The sequence below is a fragment of the Planomicrobium sp. CPCC 101110 genome (genome assembly GCF_007859395.1).
Taxonomy (GTDB): domain Bacteria; phylum Bacillota; class Bacilli; order Bacillales_A; family Planococcaceae; genus Planococcus.
The window spans coordinates 124,384-140,727 of sequence record NZ_VOHD01000009.1 but is presented as its reverse complement, the minus strand read 5'-3'; the positions used below and the strand labels follow the sequence as shown (position 1 = coordinate 140,727).

Below are 16,344 nucleotides of genomic sequence, written 5' to 3'. Positions count from 1 at the left end.
AAAAAGCAAGGCGGCCCAGCAATCGTCGAAAACGATGCTGGGCCGCCTTTTATATTAATCGCGGGAAGGTTTCTCGCAGCTGCTGTCCAAGTTGATGTAGAGGTTAGTTGTTTTATGTGCTATGGCCACTAACGGTTTTAAACCAAATTCATTTTGTGTGGCAATTTCTGCAGAATGGTGTTGGCGCGTTTCAATATAAGCATACATTCTTTCGTCGCTTTTCCATTCTTCGAGAGGGTTGTCGATGAAAATTATAAGGATCAACCCAAATGCACCGACGATCAAAGTGATGCCCAAAAGTGAAAGGAACCCCTTCATAGTAGTAATCCCGCCTTTTTCTGTCTGCTTTTTTAATAAGAACGATGAGCGCTGCGGAAAAGTTCCCGATTGAAGAAGATTGCCGGTTGCGAGATACTGAAGACAGAGTGGAAAATGCTAGGAGGGAGAAAGTGATTACATTAAAAACAGGAATATGTGAATTGTTTGGCATTGAATATCCGATTATCCAGGCTGGTATGGCAGGCGGTCCTACAACTGTAGAGCTGGTGTCTTCAGTCAGCGAGGCTGGGGGGCTTGGTACGCTTGGGGCCGCTTACATGGCTCCGGATGCGCTTCGGACTGCCCTTAGCGAGATAGCTCAAAGAACTTCTCGGCCCTTCGGTGTGAATCTGTTTGCAGCAGAAGTGGAAGACGATTTTTCTCGGCTTGAAGAAGTGCAGCAAATCTTGAATCCTTTTCGGACAGAACTGGGAATTGCCGAGCCGCCTGCTTCCTTGTCGTCTCCCGATTGGAGCGGCGAGCAATTCGATATTTGTTTGGATTTTGGCGTGCCGATCATCAGCACAGCGTTCGGCTGTTTATCGGCGGAACAGATGGCACGCGCGAAAAGCAGGAACATCAAAATTGTAGCGATGGTGACGACTGTAGAAGAAGCGAAGACAGCGGAACGGATAGGAGTGGATGCTATTGTTGCCCAAGGCAGTGAAGCCGGCGGGCATCGCGGCACGTTTACGCTTGGCAAGCATCCTTTTGGCGCGCAAATCGGAACAATGTCTCTTGTGCCGCAAATCGTCGACGCAGTTGGGATTCCGGTTGTTGCGGCAGGGGGAATCGCGGATGGGCGAGGACTTGTCGCTTCGCTTTTTCTTGGCGCGCAGGCGGTTCAGATCGGAACCCGCTTCCTTTCTTCAAAAGAATCTGCCGCACATGAAATGTACAAACAGGCTTTGTTCGAAAGCACAGAAGAAAGTACAGTCATCACCAAAAGTTTTACCGGGAGGCCGGCGCGCGGCATCAAAAACCGCTTTGTCGAAGAGTTCGAGCAGAAGAACATTGAGCCGCTGCCATTTCCTTCCCAAAATACCGCAACAAAAGATATTCGTGCAGCAGCAGCGAAAGCGGCGAATCCAGAATTCATGTCCCTATGGGCAGGCCAGACGACGCGCATGCTGACCCATGAAATGGCCGCCGCCGATATCGTGCGGACGATTATGCAAGAAGCGGAACAGCTGCTGAAAAAGAACCTAGGATGAAAAAACAGGCTCCAAGTGTTTGGGAGCCTGCTTTTTGTTGGTCAATTGCATATGCCGCTTAGTGGACGGCAATGGCTGAAGTGAAACTTCCCCCCTGGTTATCCGTATATAGTAATGTGGGAACCATTCAGAAACAGAGGGGAATACATTATGGGAAGTATTATCTTGTTTGCTGCTATTGCCGCTTTAGCCGCCGCTTTGATTGCCTCGCCGCTGACAGAAGGAAAGCCGACAAAGCGCGGCAGCGGAAAAAGGACTTTTTCCGCGCGGCTTGCCGGGGTTATAGTTATGCTCCTGTTTTTCACGGTGTTAATCACCGCTTACTATTATTTTACGCATTTGGACCTCAATTTGTTATCGCTTTGGCCGCTGTTTATAATAGTGTCCGCGCTTGGGTTTTTCGCTTCGAGCGGCACCGAACAAAAAGTGAAGGGCTTTCTTTTTGTGGCTTCGCTGATAATAGGCGCGTATGTTTTGTCTGCGCCATTGTTCAATGCGACGGAAAAATTCAAAGCGGTCGAAATGGATGAACAAATGGAAATCACTGCGTTTGACGAGACCCAAACACCGGCCAGCGTGCCGCCTCAATTTGCCCGCAATAAAATGAAAAAGGCGTTTGGGCAAGTGCCGGACACAAGCTATTATGAATTAGGGAATTTACAGATTCAAAAAGTGGCCGGGGAATATGTCTATATTGCTCCTGTAGAATTTTCCGGCTTCTTCAAATGGCGCAATGCGGAAGTTACTCCTGGCTATTTTACGATGAGCGCAACGGACGCGGCAGCTAATCCGAAATTCATGGCTGCCGAAATGGCGTACACGCCGTCTTCTTATTTTAACAAAAACATTGAGCGCCACATGCGCATGAAAAACCCGGAGGCGGTTTTCTACGGGGATCCTCAGCTTGAAATTGATGATGATGGAAAGCCCTTTTATATCCGTTCGTATGGCGAATTCATTTCAGCGCGCAACGGATTCAAGGTAAAGGGCGTCGTCGCGGTCGACCCGGCTTCAGGGGCAGTTGAAACCTACCCTTTGGCCGAAGTTCCGGCGTTTATCGATGGAGCTGTTTCTCCTGAATCCGTCAGTTTGGAAAACGATTATTACGGAGAGTACGTCCATGGATTCTGGAACAGCGTTTTTGGCAAGAAAGATGTAAAACTGCCGTCGAATGAAGGGACGGAGGCTAATGTCAGCCCAATCTTCGACGCAGCAGGCGACATGTATTATTTCACGGACTTCACCAGCCCGAAAGAAGGCGTCGATTCGATGCTCGGCTATTCTTTGACAAATGCGCGGACAGGCGAATCGACATATTTTACGGGCAACATGGAAGATTCTTATATGGATTCTCGAGGAAACCTGCAAATTATTGAAAAGCAGTTTATCGAGAAAGAGTGGTCTGGAGCCATGCCGGTACTTTACAACTTCTACGGCGAAACAAGCTGGCTGACGCCGGTGCTTGATTCCAATGGATTTTTGCAAAACTATTTTATCGTTTCTGCAGCGAATCCGGAAATATCGGTTTATGCTTCAACTCCAAACGACGCTTTGCGCTCATACAAGACGGCTCTTCAGCGCGGAGGCAGTACGGTCAACGGCGCGTCGGGTTCAGAGGACGCGGAAACTTCGGGCATTGTCGAACGGGTTTTCAAGGAAAAAGCCGGGGACTTTACTGTGGTGTCGTTTTTGCTTGAAGATGGAACCAATTATCTTGTCTCTTCCGAGAATGTGCCTTTGGCCATCTATTTGCAGGAAGGCGATGACGTTTCGTTAACTTATTCCCGGACGGGGGAACTGTTCTTGCCGGTAAAAGAATTGGAAATCAAAGGAATTGAGTGAAAAGAGAAGGCCCTGATGCTGATGCATGCGCAGGGCTTTCTTTTCAATTAGCCGAGCGTTATTGCTTTATAGTTGCGGCGGCGGCATTTAAAATGGGAGAGAAGAGGTGATGCACTTGCGGAAAATATTTTGGCTGCTGGCCATACTTGTGCTTGCTTATGCGGCACGCCCATTATGGGAAGAAAAGGCCGGTGAATACGTGGATTTGAGCTTTTTGGACTCTGTCGATCAGGCCATTGAAAATGTATCAGAAAATCCGGAAGTTGCAAAAGCGCTGGATGGCGCCAAGCAATTCACCGCGCGTCTTGGGGGTGAACTTCAGTCGTTGGTTTCCGACAATTCGCTTGAAGCTCCAAAAGCAGTTGCAAAACCGGATATCGCTGCAACAGACTCTCTTTTTGCTGTCCATAACGTCACCCTTGGCATGGCAAAAGAAGAAGCACAGGCGAAAGTGGGCTTGCCGCTGCGTTTGATGCGCAATGAGTATGGGACAGACTGGCATAGCTACCATACAGACTATCAAAACTATGTCTTGCTTTCCTATGACAAAGAAGGAAAAGTCAATGGCATGTATACCAATCAAGCCCTCATCTCCTCAACTGAAGATCTGTCGATGGACTCGACGAAAGAGGAAGTGCGGAAAGCGCTAGGGACGCCGCTCAAACATCTCCAAAAAGGCAATGTCCAATACATTTTAGATACGCGGGACGAATACGATTTGTACAAGATTGATGATATTTACGTTACAGTTTTTTATGATGTGCATGAAGGGGATACCGTCACAGCCGTTCAAGTGATCCATGAAGAATTGGAAGAAAAACGGCCAGGCATTTATGCAGAGCCAAACGATGAGTTTCGGAAAGGGTCGGAACTTTTGCTGTTTGAGCTGACCAATTCAACGCGGGTCCAACGGAACCTGCCCATTCTGAGATGGGACGAGGAAGTCGCGGATACCGCTCGTAAACATAGCGAAGATATGGCAGCCAATCAATACTTCAGCCATACGAACCAGCAAGGGGAGTCACCGTTTGACCGGATGGAAGAAGACGGAATTCAATTCTTCGTGGCTGGCGAAAATTTAGCTTATGGACAATACAGCAGCATTTTTGCTCATGAAGGCTTGATGAACTCCATGGGGCACCGGGAAAATATCGTAAAAGCCGATTATGGGTACTTAGGGGTTGGAGCGGCATTCAACAAAGAAAATCAGCCTTATTTCACGGAAAACTTCTTTAACCGATAGCAAGCATCTGCGCAATTTGCAGATGCTTTTTCTGTTTCAGCACGAATATGCGAGGCGAATAAGAACAGAATCCTTTGAATAGCGTTAGAACATGGAGCTTTCGTGGTAAACTACGGTTATATATATAAAGAAGGGATGTGCATTAGTTGACGAGTAAACTTTGGTTTCAAGCGGGTATCGGTACTATACTTGCTTTGATCATTATCCGTTTATTTATAGAAGTCCAAGCAATATTCGATCCGCTGTTCATCATTGCGCAAACAATTTTTGTGCCATTGTTGCTTGGAGGGGTGCTTTTCTATCTGACCCGGCCGATTCTTTATTTTTTGGAAAGGAAAAAGTTTCCGAAATGGTCAGCTATTTTAATTATTATATTGCTCATTATTCTTGTTTTTTGGCTGCTTTATAGAATGATTGGCCCGATTGTAACAGATCAGGTCAATGCATTGGTCGAAAATGGTCCGGAGATTATCGAAAATACCGAGGGCTATATCCAGTATTTGCTGGATCAGCGGGACCGTTTGCCGACTTCGGTGGAGGAGCAGCTGAATGGAGTGACAGAGCAGTTTGGAGCAAGAGCTGCGGGAATCGGGACATGGGTATTGTCCTTCCTGACAAGTTTTATTTCCGGCTTGTTCACGCTCGTTCTAGTGCCGTTCTTCCTTATCTATCTGCTGATCGATCACCGTAAATTCGTGCCATTCATTTCGGGATTCTTTTCAGGGGCCCGCAACAGATGGATCCGCAAGACGATGCACGACATTGACCAAACTTTGCAAGCGTACATCCAAGGGCAATTGTTTGTCAGCTTTTTAGTCGGCATCATGCTGCTGATCGGTTATTTGATCATTGACCTTGATTATGCTTTGCTCCTTGCTTTGATAGGCATGGCGACGAACGTCATCCCGTTTTTAGGGCCTTATATCGCGGTTGTGCCTGCGGTTATCATCGCGCTGGTACAAGAACCGATTATGGCGGTATATGTTCTCATTGTCATGCTTGTTGCGCAACAAATTGAGAGCAACTTCATCACGCCGAATGTCATGGGCAATGCTTTGGATGTCCATCCGCTAACCGTTATCACGCTCATTCTGGCGGCCGGGAACATAGCGGGCTTATGGGGAATCATCTTGGCTATCCCGGTGTATGCCGTGATCAAGGCGATTGCTAAGAACATTTACGCGCGGCGCCAAGAAATCGGTCATACTGTAGTAAAAGATGTAGAGTAAAAACCTGTGGACTTGTTCCACAGGTTTTTTTATGGAATGTGAATTGCTTGACGCAGGAAAGTATACCCCCTAAACTAGTTAATAGTTTAGGGGGTATACTTTATGGATGAAAGAATAAAAGAAGCGGTGGATTTGTTTCAGGAAGTAATGTTTTATGGGACGGAACGGGTCATACGGGCAGTGGATAACCCGTTATGGAACGAGTATTCGCCTGAACAGATACAGACTTTAAAGCTCATCAGCAAAGAAGGGAAGATCACTTCAAGCCGATTGGCCCTTTTGCAGTCTGTCCACAAAAGCGCCATTTCAAGCCGCATCAAAAAATTGCTTCAAAAAGAGTTGATCCGGATTGTCCAAACGGAAGACCGGCGGGAGAAACTGCTGGAATTGACCGAGTCGGGAAAAGATGTGCTTGAGCAATCCGATAAAGTGCTGATGGAGTATCTCGGAAAGCTGTTGTCCGACCAAGTGAATGATAAAGAAATCGAGCAGTTTCTGTTGTTTTTCCGAAAGCTGAAAGAGATCATAAAAATGGATGGAGTGTAAGGAATGCGTACAGTACTAAAGTTAAAATGGCCGATTACCATCGGTTTGCTTGTTATTACAGTTGCTTTGTTTTTACTGGCCCCCAATTTGGCGGAACAAGCGGAACAGGCTGGTTCATTCCAACTGTCCGATGAAGCTTCTTCCCAAATTGCAGCCACAATCTTAAGCGATGCCGATGCAGCGGAACAAACCATTTCACTCGTTGTTCCGCTTGAAGATGGTATCGACAGTTCGATGCGGGAGACGCTTGGGCAAATGGTGGGGGAAATTGAAGAGTTGGGCGATCCGGTTACAAGCGTCCTTAATCCGGTCGAAAGCGAAGAGCTTGAAGAACAATTGATTTCAGAAGACCAAAAAACGGTGCTTATGCCGATTATGGTTGATGGCACTGATGAAGAAGTGAATGCGGTAGCTGATGAAATTCGGGAAAGCATCATACCGGAAGACCTGACAGCGTACGTGACCGGAGAAGCGATTATCAACAACGATGTCAATGCCAGCGCGCAGGAAGGCTTGAAGCGGACGGAAATCATTACAGTCGTATTGATATTCGCTTTGCTTTTAGCGGTCTTCCGTTCAATCATCACGCCGTTCATCCCACTTGTTGCGGTGGGCATTTCATACTTGCTGAGCCAGTCGATTGTAGCTTATTTCATTGACTGGTTCGGATTCCCGGTTTCGAATTATACTCAAATATTCCTGGTGGCGATTTTGTTCGGAATCGGGACCGACTACTGCATATTGCTGCTAAGCCGCTATAAGGAAGAATTGTCGGCCGGGCATGATACGGTGGAATCCATCGTCAATACGTACAAAACAGCGGGAAGAACGCTCTTGATCAGCGGGATTGCTGTGTTCATCGGCTTTTTTGCCATCGGCTTTGCCGAATTTCCGATTTTTAAATCGGCGGTTGCAGTGGCTGTCGGCATATTCGTTTTGCTGATCGTCTTGTATACAGTCGTGCCATTCTTTATGGCATTGCTGAAAGAAAAACTTTTTTGGCCGGCAAAAAAATCGGCTTCGCATAATGACAGCAAACTCTGGATAACAATGAGCAAGTTGTCCATCAACCGACCGTTATTGTCCATGCTGGTAGTGGCCATCATCACTGTGCCTCTTCTTTTCACATACGACAACTCGCTCTCGTTCAATACAGTTGATGAGATCGGCTCGGAATATGAATCGGTTAAAGGACTCCGCGCCATTGAAGCAGGCTTCGGAAAAGGTGATTCCTTGCCGGTGCAAGTTATTGTGAAGTCCGGGGAATCGCTTACCGACGAAGAAATTGTTCCATATTTCGAATCGCTCAGCCGTGAAATTGAAAAAATTGACGGAGTTGAAGCGGTCCGCACAGTGACCCGGCCAACTGGCGAAGTTATCGAAGACTTGTACGTCGACAATCAGATCGGTTTGTTGGCCGATGGTATTTCGGACGCGCGCGACGGGCTTGGCGAAGTCCAGAATGGATTGGGCGAAATTGAAACGAACCTGGCCGGTGTCAGCGCCCAAACCGATGGCGCTGGCGGGCTGGATGAAGCGGCAGCCGGCCTTTCCCAGATCAATCAGCAGCTTGCTTTGACAAATCAAGGCTTGCAGCAAACTGGCAATATCCAGCAAACAGTTGGCGCGTTGACAGGCATCAGCGGTGGGCTTACGCAAATCCAGCAAGGATTGGCAGGAGCAGCCGGGCAAACAGGTGAACTCGGTACAGGCCTTTCTCAACTTGCTGATGGGGTCGGTGCTTCCAATGAAGGGATCATCCAGATTCAAGATGGTTTGACCCAAGCGACAGATATAATGCAGGAAATGAGCGGTAGCCAAGCGGCAAGCGATACCGGCCTTTTCATTCCTGACGGCACCCTTGAAGACGAAGAATTCGCTCAAGTGCTTGATCGCTATGCATTTGCAGACGGCACAGGCATGAAGCTGGAGGTTGTATTAGCCGAAGATCCATATTCACCGGAATCGATCGATATAACAGCGGAAGTTAAAGAAGCTGTGGACCGCACAATTATGGACACGCCGCTAGAAGACGCGCAAATCGCCTACAGCGGAATTTCAAGCATCAACAACGATCTGCAGGAAGTATCATCGAGCGACTTTACCAAGACAGTAACAATCATGTTGGCAAGTTTGTTCATCGTGCTGGCAATTTTGTTCCGTTCGTTGATCATGCCGCTGTATATGATCGGCTCATTGTTGTTGACGTATTACACATCGATTTCGATCGCGGAACTGATTTTCGTGAATGGGCTTGGCTATGACGGCATCAGCTGGGCAGTCCCGTTCTTCGGATTTGTTATGCTGGTGGCACTCGGTGTCGATTACTCGATTTTCCTTCTTGACCGTTTCCGCGAAGAAGCGGAACACGGACTGAGTGTACGCAAAGCGATGGGCATTTCAATGGCGAAGATGGGTACCGTCATCATCACAGCTGCCATTATTTTAGCCGGTACATTCGGTGCCATGATGCCATCCGGCGTCTTGAGCCTGGTGCAAATTGCGACAATTGTCATTACCGGATTGCTGCTTTACGGTTTGATCGTCTTGCCGTTATTGATTCCGGCAATTTCAGTATCATTCGACCGCGGCGTCTGGTGGCCATTCATCCAGAAAAAAGCGAAAAACTAATGAAAAGCTGCGTCCGCGCAGCTTTTTTGTTTTGGAGTTGGTTGCCGGAATTTTCTTCATGAAGTTTTTCGGTTCCTGCACGAACTTTGAATCGTTCTACAAGCACTTTGGACGTTCCTGCATGACGAATCGCGATTCTTACACGAATCCGCCCAAAGCACCGCCTTTTTCATGCTATAATATTCAAAGAGTGAACCATAAGAAACGGGGTAAAAATATGCTGACATTCGAACAAAAACTGGAAATCATTGAATCTTTTCCGGAATTGACGCGCAAAGACGTGTCAATGAAGCGTGTGAATTTCCACTTTGAAGAAAGCCTATATGATAAAAAAATAGTAGTGTACCACCTTCATCCGAACGGCAACGGCTTTGTCTATGTAGGGGATTTGCCGCATTATGAAGCGGACAGTAAAGGTTTCGTCAATATCCGTGAATTCAATGAAAAAGAACTGCGCTCAGTTATTGCTGATGCACTCGACTATCTATCGCTTGAACCGGAACCGCCTTATGAAAAAACTTGGACAAACCGCGAAGACGTCAAATTGCTTTTAGCTTATGAAGAACCGTTCTGGAATGTTTACACAGGAAAGAACTTGGAAGAAAGCTTCGGCACATTTGACGATGCGAAAGAATATTTGCTCGACCAGGGATTCCGAGAGAAAAACTGATGGATATCCGGCTGCTGCGAAAAAACGAACCATTGCCAATGGATTTGCTGCTCGAGGCGGACCCGTCTGAAGAGCTCATTCTTTCATATGCAGCAACCGGTTTTTGCTATGCCGCAGAACATCAAGGCGAGAGGGTCGGCGCGTATATCCTTTTGCCGCTCACTGACACTGCCATTGAAATAAAAAATATAGCCCTTGAAACTTCCAGAAGAGGCAAGGGCTATGGCAAAGAGCTGCTGAATCATGCGCTTTCGGAAGCTTTGCGGATGGGCTATGAAACAGTGGAAATCGGCACGGGAAATTCAAGCATCGGCCAGCTCGCCCTCTATCAGAAATGTGGATTCCGCATTGCGGCTATCGACCGGGACTTTTTTATCCGCCATTACCCGGAACCGATTTTTGAGAACGGCATACAATGCCGTGATATGATCCGTTTAGAATACAAAGGCAAAGGGGCTTCTGGCTGAAAGTGATTTTGGCAGCCGGCAATCGAGAAGCGAAAGAACTGCAGTTTACCGGAGCGGTATAAAAGGAGCCTTGTGCTCCTTTTTCTTTTTGTTGTATAAAAGAGGAAAATCCCTATCGTTTTCGGTATGCTTGTCGTAAGGGGTGAGGACATGTTTAAAAAAGTGACCTTATATACAAATCGTTTGGAAGAATTGAAAGGGTTTTATGAATACCAATTAGGATTCCGTATTGTGGAGGAGGGCGATACCGGTTTTACGCTCTCGATCGGTGAATCTCAGCTGGTCTTCGAAAAATCCGAACGGAAAGCATTTTATCATTTTGCCTTTAATATTCCCGGCAACCAATTCACGCTTGCTAAAAGCTGGGCAAATTCACGTGTAACTTTAAATCGCCAAGATGGCATGGACGAAATCTTTTATGCCAATTTCAACGCAGACGCGTTTTATTTTCAAGATCCGGCTGGTAATATTATAGAATTTATTGCAAGGCGTAACGTCGACCGGATGGGCGACTTTACCGTCGATTCGCTCCTGAACATCAGTGAAGTCAGCATCACTACCCCGCATGTAAAAGAAATCGGCCGCCGATTGGAAGAAATGAATATCCCGGTGCGGGGCAATAAAGGTATAGATCCCGGCACGTTGAATTTCCTTGGAAAAGGCGATACTTATCTGCTCCTGGTGCCGCCAAAACGCCTATGGTATTTTTCGAAGCAGAAAAGTGAAACCCATCCGCTATCGGTTGAACTGGCGGACGGCCGCCAAATCGATATTACGGAAGAAGGCGAGTTCCGGGAAGCTGCCGCTGAAAATCCTATATCCGATACATTGGAGGAAATGGAGTTTTCAGGAGTCGCTATCTTCAAGCGAAAAGAAACATGGTCAACAGCAAAGGGGCTGGCTGACCGGGCGAATCTGCGGCCAAATGCCATAGATACACGTTTTGGCATCGCTTCCGGCAGCAAGATATTTACTGCGGTTATCATATGCCAGCTGGTGGAAGAAGGGCTTTTGTCTTTCGAAGCCAAGCTGTCCGAAGTGCTGCCGGATCTTTTCCCGGATTTTCCTGCAACCATCCATCATCTGCTGACGCATACTTCCGGCATCCCGGATTATTTTGATGAAGAAACAATGGCGGATTATGAAGAATTGTGGCACGATCGGCCGATGTATGGAATGAAAACCGGCAGTGATTTTTTGCCGCTCTTCCAAAACAGGCCGATGCTGTTCACGCCGGGTGAACGTTTCCGGTACAACAATGCAGGGTTTATCGCACTCGGCCTGGTTGTGGAAAAAATAACGGGCAAGCCGTTTATAGAAGAGGTGGAAGAACGGATTTTTGCGCGGGCAGAAATGGCGGATTCCGGTTATTTTCCATTGGATCAGCTGCCGGCGCAGACGGCATTTGGCTATATTGAAGAAAAAAACGGTTGGCGGACCAACCAATACGCAATTCCGGTTATCGGAGGAGCTGATGGAGGGGCTTTTGTTACCGCAAATGATATGGTGCGTTTTTGGGAGAGCCTGATGAATCATTCCTTGCTTTCAAAAGGCATGACCGGCTGTCTGCTCACTGCCCATGTTTCCGGGGGGAGCGGCGATTACGGCTATGGTGTTTGGATCGATCGACAGGACGGTGCCATCACTAAATATCACGTCATAGGCTATGACCCGGGAGTAAGTTTCCATTCAGGCTACTATCCGGATAGCGGCAGTGTGTTGACCGTACTATCAAATAGGGGCAAGGGCGCTTTTGAGGCGATGAAACTGATTGAGGGTGCATGGCTGGATGAGGCAGGACAGATTTGAGAAAAAGGGGTGAGGGCATGGATGGAAAGAAACTGGCACTTGGGATTGCCATCGGGACTCTTGCGGCATGCATTTTGATTTTTTTGGTGTTCCAATTGTATTTCGCAATGAATCCTCAGCAATAAAATCATAGAATGGACGGGCACTCAAGAAAAGGGAAAAGCGCAGCTTTGCAGAGCTGCGCTTTTTTATGCAAGAAAAAGGCAAAAAAATGGGCTCCTCCGAAGAGGAACCCATAAATAGTTGGTTTTAGATTAAGCTTTAACTACGTTAGTAGCTTGAAGACCGCGTTGGCCTTGCTCGATGTCAAAAGTAACTTCTTGACCTTCGTCTAGTGATTTGAAGCCTTCGCTTTGGATTGCAGAGAAATGTACGAATACATCGTCGCCGCCTTCGCGTTCGATGAAGCCAAATCCTTTTTCTGAGTTAAACCATTTTACTTTACCGTGTTCCATGTGTGTTTCCTCCTCGTATGCGTGAGCATACATTGTATTACTATCCTTGCTCAAATCTTGCAGATATACATCTGACACTTTTAAAAAAGTTATCCGAACAAAAATAATTCTTCCTTAGAATAACATGGGTTTACGGAAATTGCAACCCATATCTTTAGATTGTCTAAATTTTTTATAGATTGGCTCTTGCATTTAATAGTAAAATAGAAAACAAGAGTGAAAAAAAGGGAGGCAGAATGTGGAAAAAGTCATCGTAATGGGCGTGTCTGCAGGAGTGGGGAAGTCCACATTCGCTGCTAAGCTTGGAAAGAAACTATCCCTGCCGGTTTACCATCTTGACGCGTATTATTGGAAGCCCGGTTGGATAGAAGCAGAACCTGAAGAATTCAGGGAGGCCCAAGAAAAAATCGTAAAAAGCGATAAGTGGATCATTGACGGAAATTATACAGCTACGGCCGATATCCGTTTAGCAGAAGCGGATACAATGATTTACCTGGAGCTGCCATTAGGCATTTGCTTGTATCGGGTTTTAAAACGCTGGCTGGCTAATATCGGAAGAACACGGCCTGATTTAGGGGAAGGGTGCCCCGAAAAAATGGATTGGCCCTTTTTGAAATTCATCATCACCACTTATTCTGCGCGGAAGATGAAGATGAGGGAACGAATGCGGGTGTTCCAGAATGCCCGGCCTGGAAATACTGTCATTCTTCTGACATCAAAAAAGCAAATCGAAGGATTTTTCAAATTGCCGGCATGATTTAGGACTTGTAAAAAAGGATGAAATGCATAAAAATTCATCGGAAATACAGACGAGTTCTTTTGCGCGTGGTATGCTAACTTACAAAAGCGACATAAACTAACCAATAGGAGAATGTACAATGGGGTTCTTGTATGAAGGGACTATAACTAACCAAGTGCTTCATGAAAAACAGCCTATGTATATAAAGCGCCTCTCTTTGGAAGATTTGCCGATAATCGAACACGTGCAGGAAACCGTAATCGAATCGCTTGCTGAAAAAGAAACGCTCCAGCCGCTGTCAACGGAGGAATTCCTATTCATTTTAAACGAACGGGGAGTTATGGTAGGCGCATTCGCGGAAGGCCAGCTGATCGGCTTCCGTGCTTTGTTGATACCGGAAATTGATGAAGGGCATTTGGGATACGACATCGGGCTTGGGGAAGAAGAGCTTTCGAAGGTCATCTATCAAGAAATTTCTGTAGTGCTTCCTGAATACAGGGGCAATCGGCTCCAGCAGACTTTGGCAGAAGTTGTAATGAAAGAGCTGCCTCATTTAAAAGAAGAGTTCCGCTATGTTTGCTGTACGGTAGCGCCGATGAACATTCCCAGCTTGAAAGACAAGTTTTCCCAGCATATGTACATCAAAGCGTTAAAAAACAAATACAATAGTTTGGATCGGTATATCTTTATGAAAGATTTGAAGAACCCTCCGCTTCGGTATACGGATTACGTCAGCGCGAAACTCAATGATCTTGAAAAACAGCGGAAACTGCTGGAATCCGGCTATGTCGGCCTCGGTTTCCAGCTTGTCAAAGGCTTCCACGAGCTTCAATTTGCAAAACCCATTCTATAAAACTGCATCTGCACATTAAGCAAAAGATGGCTGTCTTAAGACAGCCGTCTTTTTGGTTGTTGAAGGATTCTTCTATACAGAGGAAGAAGAACCGGCATTCCGAAGACGAACGGCCTTTTCGATGGAAAATGTATTTTTCTGAAACTTTCTTCTTTTCTCTCCGTATAGAAAGTATGGAAATAAAATAACTGGAATGGGAGGTTTTGGAATGGAGCTGTTTAAGCTGGCCATGGAGCAGCTGTATATGTACACCCTTATTATCGCAGGGGCTTTGACAGTGCTTTACGTGTTTTTTGGCGATGTTGCTGACGGGGGAGATGCGCTTCCTTTTTTAAATCCGACAGTCATCTTGGCATTCTTCACTTTGGCAGCTGCAGCAGGTTATTTGCTGGAAATCGGGACGGGATGGAGCAGCTTGGCCATACTTGGCGTTTCTTTAGCAATAGCGGCGTTCTTGGACTTTTTGCTTTATTTCTTTGTTTTATTGCCGTTGTCCTCTGCGGAATCATCCATCGCGTATACAGAAGAGTCGCTTCTTGGGCAAGTTGCGCGGGTGATTATTCCGATACCTGAGAATGGATATGGGGAAGTCGTTATGGAAACATATGGCGGCATGATTGCGAAGCGGGCGACAGGCTATGATAACGAAGCTATAAGCCAAGATGAGCAGGTGCTGATTATCGATGTCAAAGACAATACGCTGTATGTCAGGGCATATCAACCGGTAAGTTTCGGCGGGAAAAAATGACTGGGGGAATGGAAATGGAAATTGGAATGGGTATGATTGCAGTGGGAATAGCAGCGTTTGTGCTGCTGGCGATTATCGGCGTCTATATCACTAAATATAAGACGGTAGGCCCCGATGAAGCATTGATTGTGACAGGGAGCTACTTAGGGTCAAAGAATGTCCATACGGACGATTCAGGAAACCGCATTAAGATCATTAGAGGGGGAGGGACATTCTTGCTGCCGATATTCCAGCAGGCGGCGCCGCTCAGTTTGCTGTCAAGCAAGTTGGAAGTGACCACACCTGAAGTTTATACGGAACAAGGAGTTCCTGTCATGGCCGACGGCACGGCCATCATCAAAATCGGCGGTTCAATTTCTGAAATCGCGACTGCTGCAGAACAGTTTCTAGGAAAGTCAAAGGAAGACCGCGAAAACGAAGCGAAAGAAGTGCTTGAAGGCCATTTGCGTTCCATTTTAGGATCGATGACTGTCGAAGAAATTTATAAAAACCGCGACAAATTTTCCCAAGAAGTGCAGCGCGTCGCTTCCCATGATCTGGCGAAAATGGGTTTGATAATTGTCTCCTTTACTATCAAAGACGTGCGCGATAAAAACGGCTATCTGGATTCACTCGGTAAAGCGCGTATTGCACAAGTGAAGCGGGATGCCGACATTGCGACGGCGGAATCGGAAATGCAGACGCGCATCAAGCGGGCAGAAGCTGGCAAAGACGCACAGCGTGCTGAAATCCAGCGCGCCACGGAAATTGCGGAAGCGGAGAAAGAAAACTTATTGAAAGTCGCGGAATACCGGCGCGAGCAGGACAGCGCGAAAGCCCGCGCCGACCAAGCATACGAGCTTGAGACGGCCCGCTCGAAACAGGAAGTCATAGAGCAGGAAATGCAAATTCGCATCATTGAGCGCCAAAAGCAAATTGAGTTGGAAGAAAAAGAAATCCAGCGCCGTGAGCGCCAGTATGATTCCGAAGTAAAGAAAAAGGCCGATGCCGACCGTTATGCGGTTGAACAGGCTGCCCAAGCGGAAAAGTCAAAACAGCTGACAGTGGCGGATGCACAGAAGTACCGCGTTGAAGCGATGGCGAAAGCGGATGCGGAAAAAGTGCGCCTCGATGGTTTGGCGAAAGCCGATTCTCTTCGTGCGCAAGGTGAATCGGAGGCGGATATCATCCGCATGAAAGGTTTGGCCGAGGCCGAAGCAAAACGCAAAATTGCGGAAGCGTTTGAAATGTACGGCCAGGCTGCCACTCTCGACATGATCGTTAAGATGCTGCCTGAGTACGCAAGAGAAATCGCAAGCCCGCTTTCCAATATTGATAAAATCACTGTAGTCGATACAGGTGGCGGAGAAGGCGGCGGCGCCAACAAAGTAACGGCTTACGCGACTAATTTGATGTCCTCGCTTCAAGAGACGCTAAAAGAATCTTCAGGCATCGACGTCCGCGACATGCTGGAGAGCTTGACAGGGAAAACTGATTACGCTGAGGCGATAAAGCAACTACAGTATGAAACAGCCTCTAAACAAACGGAAAAGTAAGATGGATTTGGATGATTGCCGAAAAGGAGCAAAAGCTCTTCAGCT

General features: G+C 47.0%; 15 protein-coding genes and 1 pseudogene. 14 read left to right on the top strand and 2 right to left on the bottom strand.

Going from position 1 to position 16,344, the window contains the following annotated elements; all coding sequences use genetic code 11:
- Positions 1–54: 54 nt before the first annotated feature.
- Positions 55–318: a hypothetical protein gene (locus tag FQV30_RS14690; protein WP_146500902.1), complete on the bottom strand. Its 264-nt coding sequence runs from the start codon at positions 316–318 to the stop codon at positions 55–57.
- A gap of 131 nt (positions 319–449) precedes the next feature.
- On the opposite strand from FQV30_RS14690, the gene FQV30_RS14685 reads away from it, so the two are divergent.
- The 10 genes and pseudogenes from FQV30_RS14685 (at position 450) to FQV30_RS18385 (ending at position 11,969) form a co-directional block, all read left to right on the top strand.
- Positions 450–1,532, top strand: coding sequence for an NAD(P)H-dependent flavin oxidoreductase (locus FQV30_RS14685; protein WP_146500901.1), 1,083 nt, complete (start codon positions 450–452; stop codon positions 1,530–1,532).
- Positions 1,533–1,682: 150 nt separating this feature from the next.
- The gene (locus FQV30_RS14680) at positions 1,683–3,374 is read left to right on the top strand and encodes a hypothetical protein (protein WP_146500900.1); all 1,692 of its coding nucleotides are present in this window, start codon (positions 1,683–1,685) and stop codon (positions 3,372–3,374) included.
- Between the two features lie 115 nt (positions 3,375–3,489).
- A complete protein-coding gene (locus tag FQV30_RS14675; RefSeq protein WP_146500899.1) occupies positions 3,490–4,617 on the top strand; it encodes a CAP domain-containing protein in 1,128 nt (375 codons plus the stop codon).
- A 146-nt stretch (positions 4,618–4,763) separates the two neighbouring features.
- Entirely contained in the window at positions 4,764–5,846 is a 1,083-nt protein-coding gene (locus tag FQV30_RS14670) for an AI-2E family transporter (protein ID WP_146500898.1), read from the top strand.
- 102 nt (positions 5,847–5,948) lie between these two features.
- A complete protein-coding gene (locus FQV30_RS14665) occupies positions 5,949–6,392 on the top strand; it encodes a MarR family winged helix-turn-helix transcriptional regulator (RefSeq protein WP_146500897.1) in 444 nt (147 codons plus the stop codon).
- Between the two features lie 3 nt (positions 6,393–6,395).
- Entirely contained in the window at positions 6,396–9,023 is a 2,628-nt protein-coding gene (locus tag FQV30_RS14660) for an MMPL family transporter (protein WP_146500896.1), read from the top strand.
- A 217-nt stretch (positions 9,024–9,240) separates the two neighbouring features.
- On the top strand, positions 9,241–9,693 hold the full coding sequence (locus FQV30_RS14655; RefSeq protein ID WP_146500895.1) for a hypothetical protein: 453 nt from the start codon (positions 9,241–9,243) through the stop codon (positions 9,691–9,693).
- Positions 9,693–10,160: a GNAT family N-acetyltransferase gene (locus FQV30_RS14650; RefSeq protein ID WP_146500894.1), complete on the top strand. Its 468-nt coding sequence runs from the start codon at positions 9,693–9,695 to the stop codon at positions 10,158–10,160. The genes FQV30_RS14655 and FQV30_RS14650 overlap by 1 nt, the downstream gene beginning before the upstream one ends.
- 126 nt (positions 10,161–10,286) lie before the next feature.
- Positions 10,287–10,844 (top strand): annotated as a pseudogene (locus tag FQV30_RS18390) (serine hydrolase); the annotation flags it as partial.
- 153 nt (positions 10,845–10,997) lie between these two features.
- Positions 10,998–11,969 carry a serine hydrolase domain-containing protein gene (locus FQV30_RS18385; RefSeq protein WP_370512407.1) on the top strand — a complete coding sequence of 324 codons (972 nt, stop codon included), beginning with the start codon at positions 10,998–11,000 and terminating at the stop codon, positions 11,967–11,969.
- Between the two features lie 254 nt (positions 11,970–12,223).
- Here the strand turns inward: FQV30_RS18385 and FQV30_RS14640 are convergent, their stop codons facing one another.
- Positions 12,224–12,424, bottom strand: a complete 201-nt coding sequence (locus FQV30_RS14640; RefSeq protein WP_106533237.1) for a cold-shock protein — start codon at positions 12,422–12,424, stop codon at positions 12,224–12,226.
- A 238-nt stretch (positions 12,425–12,662) separates the two neighbouring features.
- Here FQV30_RS14640 and FQV30_RS14635 point away from each other — a divergent pair, with 238 nt between their 5' ends.
- From FQV30_RS14635 to FQV30_RS14620, 4 genes are all read left to right on the top strand, one after another.
- Positions 12,663–13,181 (top strand): P-loop NTPase family protein, encoded by a 519-nt coding sequence (locus tag FQV30_RS14635; RefSeq protein WP_146500892.1) that lies wholly within the window; start codon positions 12,663–12,665, stop codon positions 13,179–13,181.
- A gap of 121 nt (positions 13,182–13,302) precedes the next feature.
- Positions 13,303–14,016, top strand: a complete 714-nt coding sequence (locus FQV30_RS14630; RefSeq protein WP_146500891.1) for a hypothetical protein — start codon at positions 13,303–13,305, stop codon at positions 14,014–14,016.
- A gap of 208 nt (positions 14,017–14,224) precedes the next feature.
- Positions 14,225–14,764, top strand: a complete 540-nt coding sequence (locus tag FQV30_RS14625) for an NfeD family membrane protein (RefSeq protein WP_146500890.1) — start codon at positions 14,225–14,227, stop codon at positions 14,762–14,764.
- A 14-nt stretch (positions 14,765–14,778) separates the two neighbouring features.
- Positions 14,779–16,299: a flotillin lipid rafts scaffold protein FloT gene (locus FQV30_RS14620; RefSeq protein ID WP_370512405.1), complete on the top strand. Its 1,521-nt coding sequence runs from the start codon at positions 14,779–14,781 to the stop codon at positions 16,297–16,299.
- Positions 16,300–16,344 lie beyond the last annotated feature (45 nt).

What these genes read in the sequence shown, in the direction of transcription:
- FQV30_RS18385 (WP_370512407.1), top strand. Translation starts at nt 10,998, where the DNA reads ATGGAGTTTTCAGGAGTCGCTATCTTCAAGCGAAAAGAAACATGGTCA.
- FQV30_RS14620 (WP_370512405.1), top strand. Translation starts at nt 14,779, where the DNA reads ATGGAAATTGGAATGGGTATGATTGCAGTGGGAATAGCAGCGTTTGTG.
- FQV30_RS14630 (WP_146500891.1), top strand. Translation starts at nt 13,303, where the DNA reads ATGGGGTTCTTGTATGAAGGGACTATAACTAACCAAGTGCTTCATGAA.
- FQV30_RS14680 (WP_146500900.1), top strand. Translation starts at nt 1,683, where the DNA reads ATGGGAAGTATTATCTTGTTTGCTGCTATTGCCGCTTTAGCCGCCGCT.
- FQV30_RS14660 (WP_146500896.1), top strand. Translation starts at nt 6,396, where the DNA reads ATGCGTACAGTACTAAAGTTAAAATGGCCGATTACCATCGGTTTGCTT.
- FQV30_RS14655 (WP_146500895.1), top strand. Translation starts at nt 9,241, where the DNA reads ATGCTGACATTCGAACAAAAACTGGAAATCATTGAATCTTTTCCGGAA.
- FQV30_RS14650 (WP_146500894.1), top strand. Translation starts at nt 9,693, where the DNA reads ATGGATATCCGGCTGCTGCGAAAAAACGAACCATTGCCAATGGATTTG.
- FQV30_RS14665 (WP_146500897.1), top strand. Translation starts at nt 5,949, where the DNA reads ATGGATGAAAGAATAAAAGAAGCGGTGGATTTGTTTCAGGAAGTAATG.
- FQV30_RS14625 (WP_146500890.1), top strand. Translation starts at nt 14,225, where the DNA reads ATGGAGCTGTTTAAGCTGGCCATGGAGCAGCTGTATATGTACACCCTT.
- FQV30_RS14690 (WP_146500902.1), bottom strand. Translation starts at nt 318, where the DNA reads ATGAAGGGGTTCCTTTCACTTTTGGGCATCACTTTGATCGTCGGTGCA.
- FQV30_RS14640 (WP_106533237.1), bottom strand. Translation starts at nt 12,424, where the DNA reads ATGGAACACGGTAAAGTAAAATGGTTTAACTCAGAAAAAGGATTTGGC.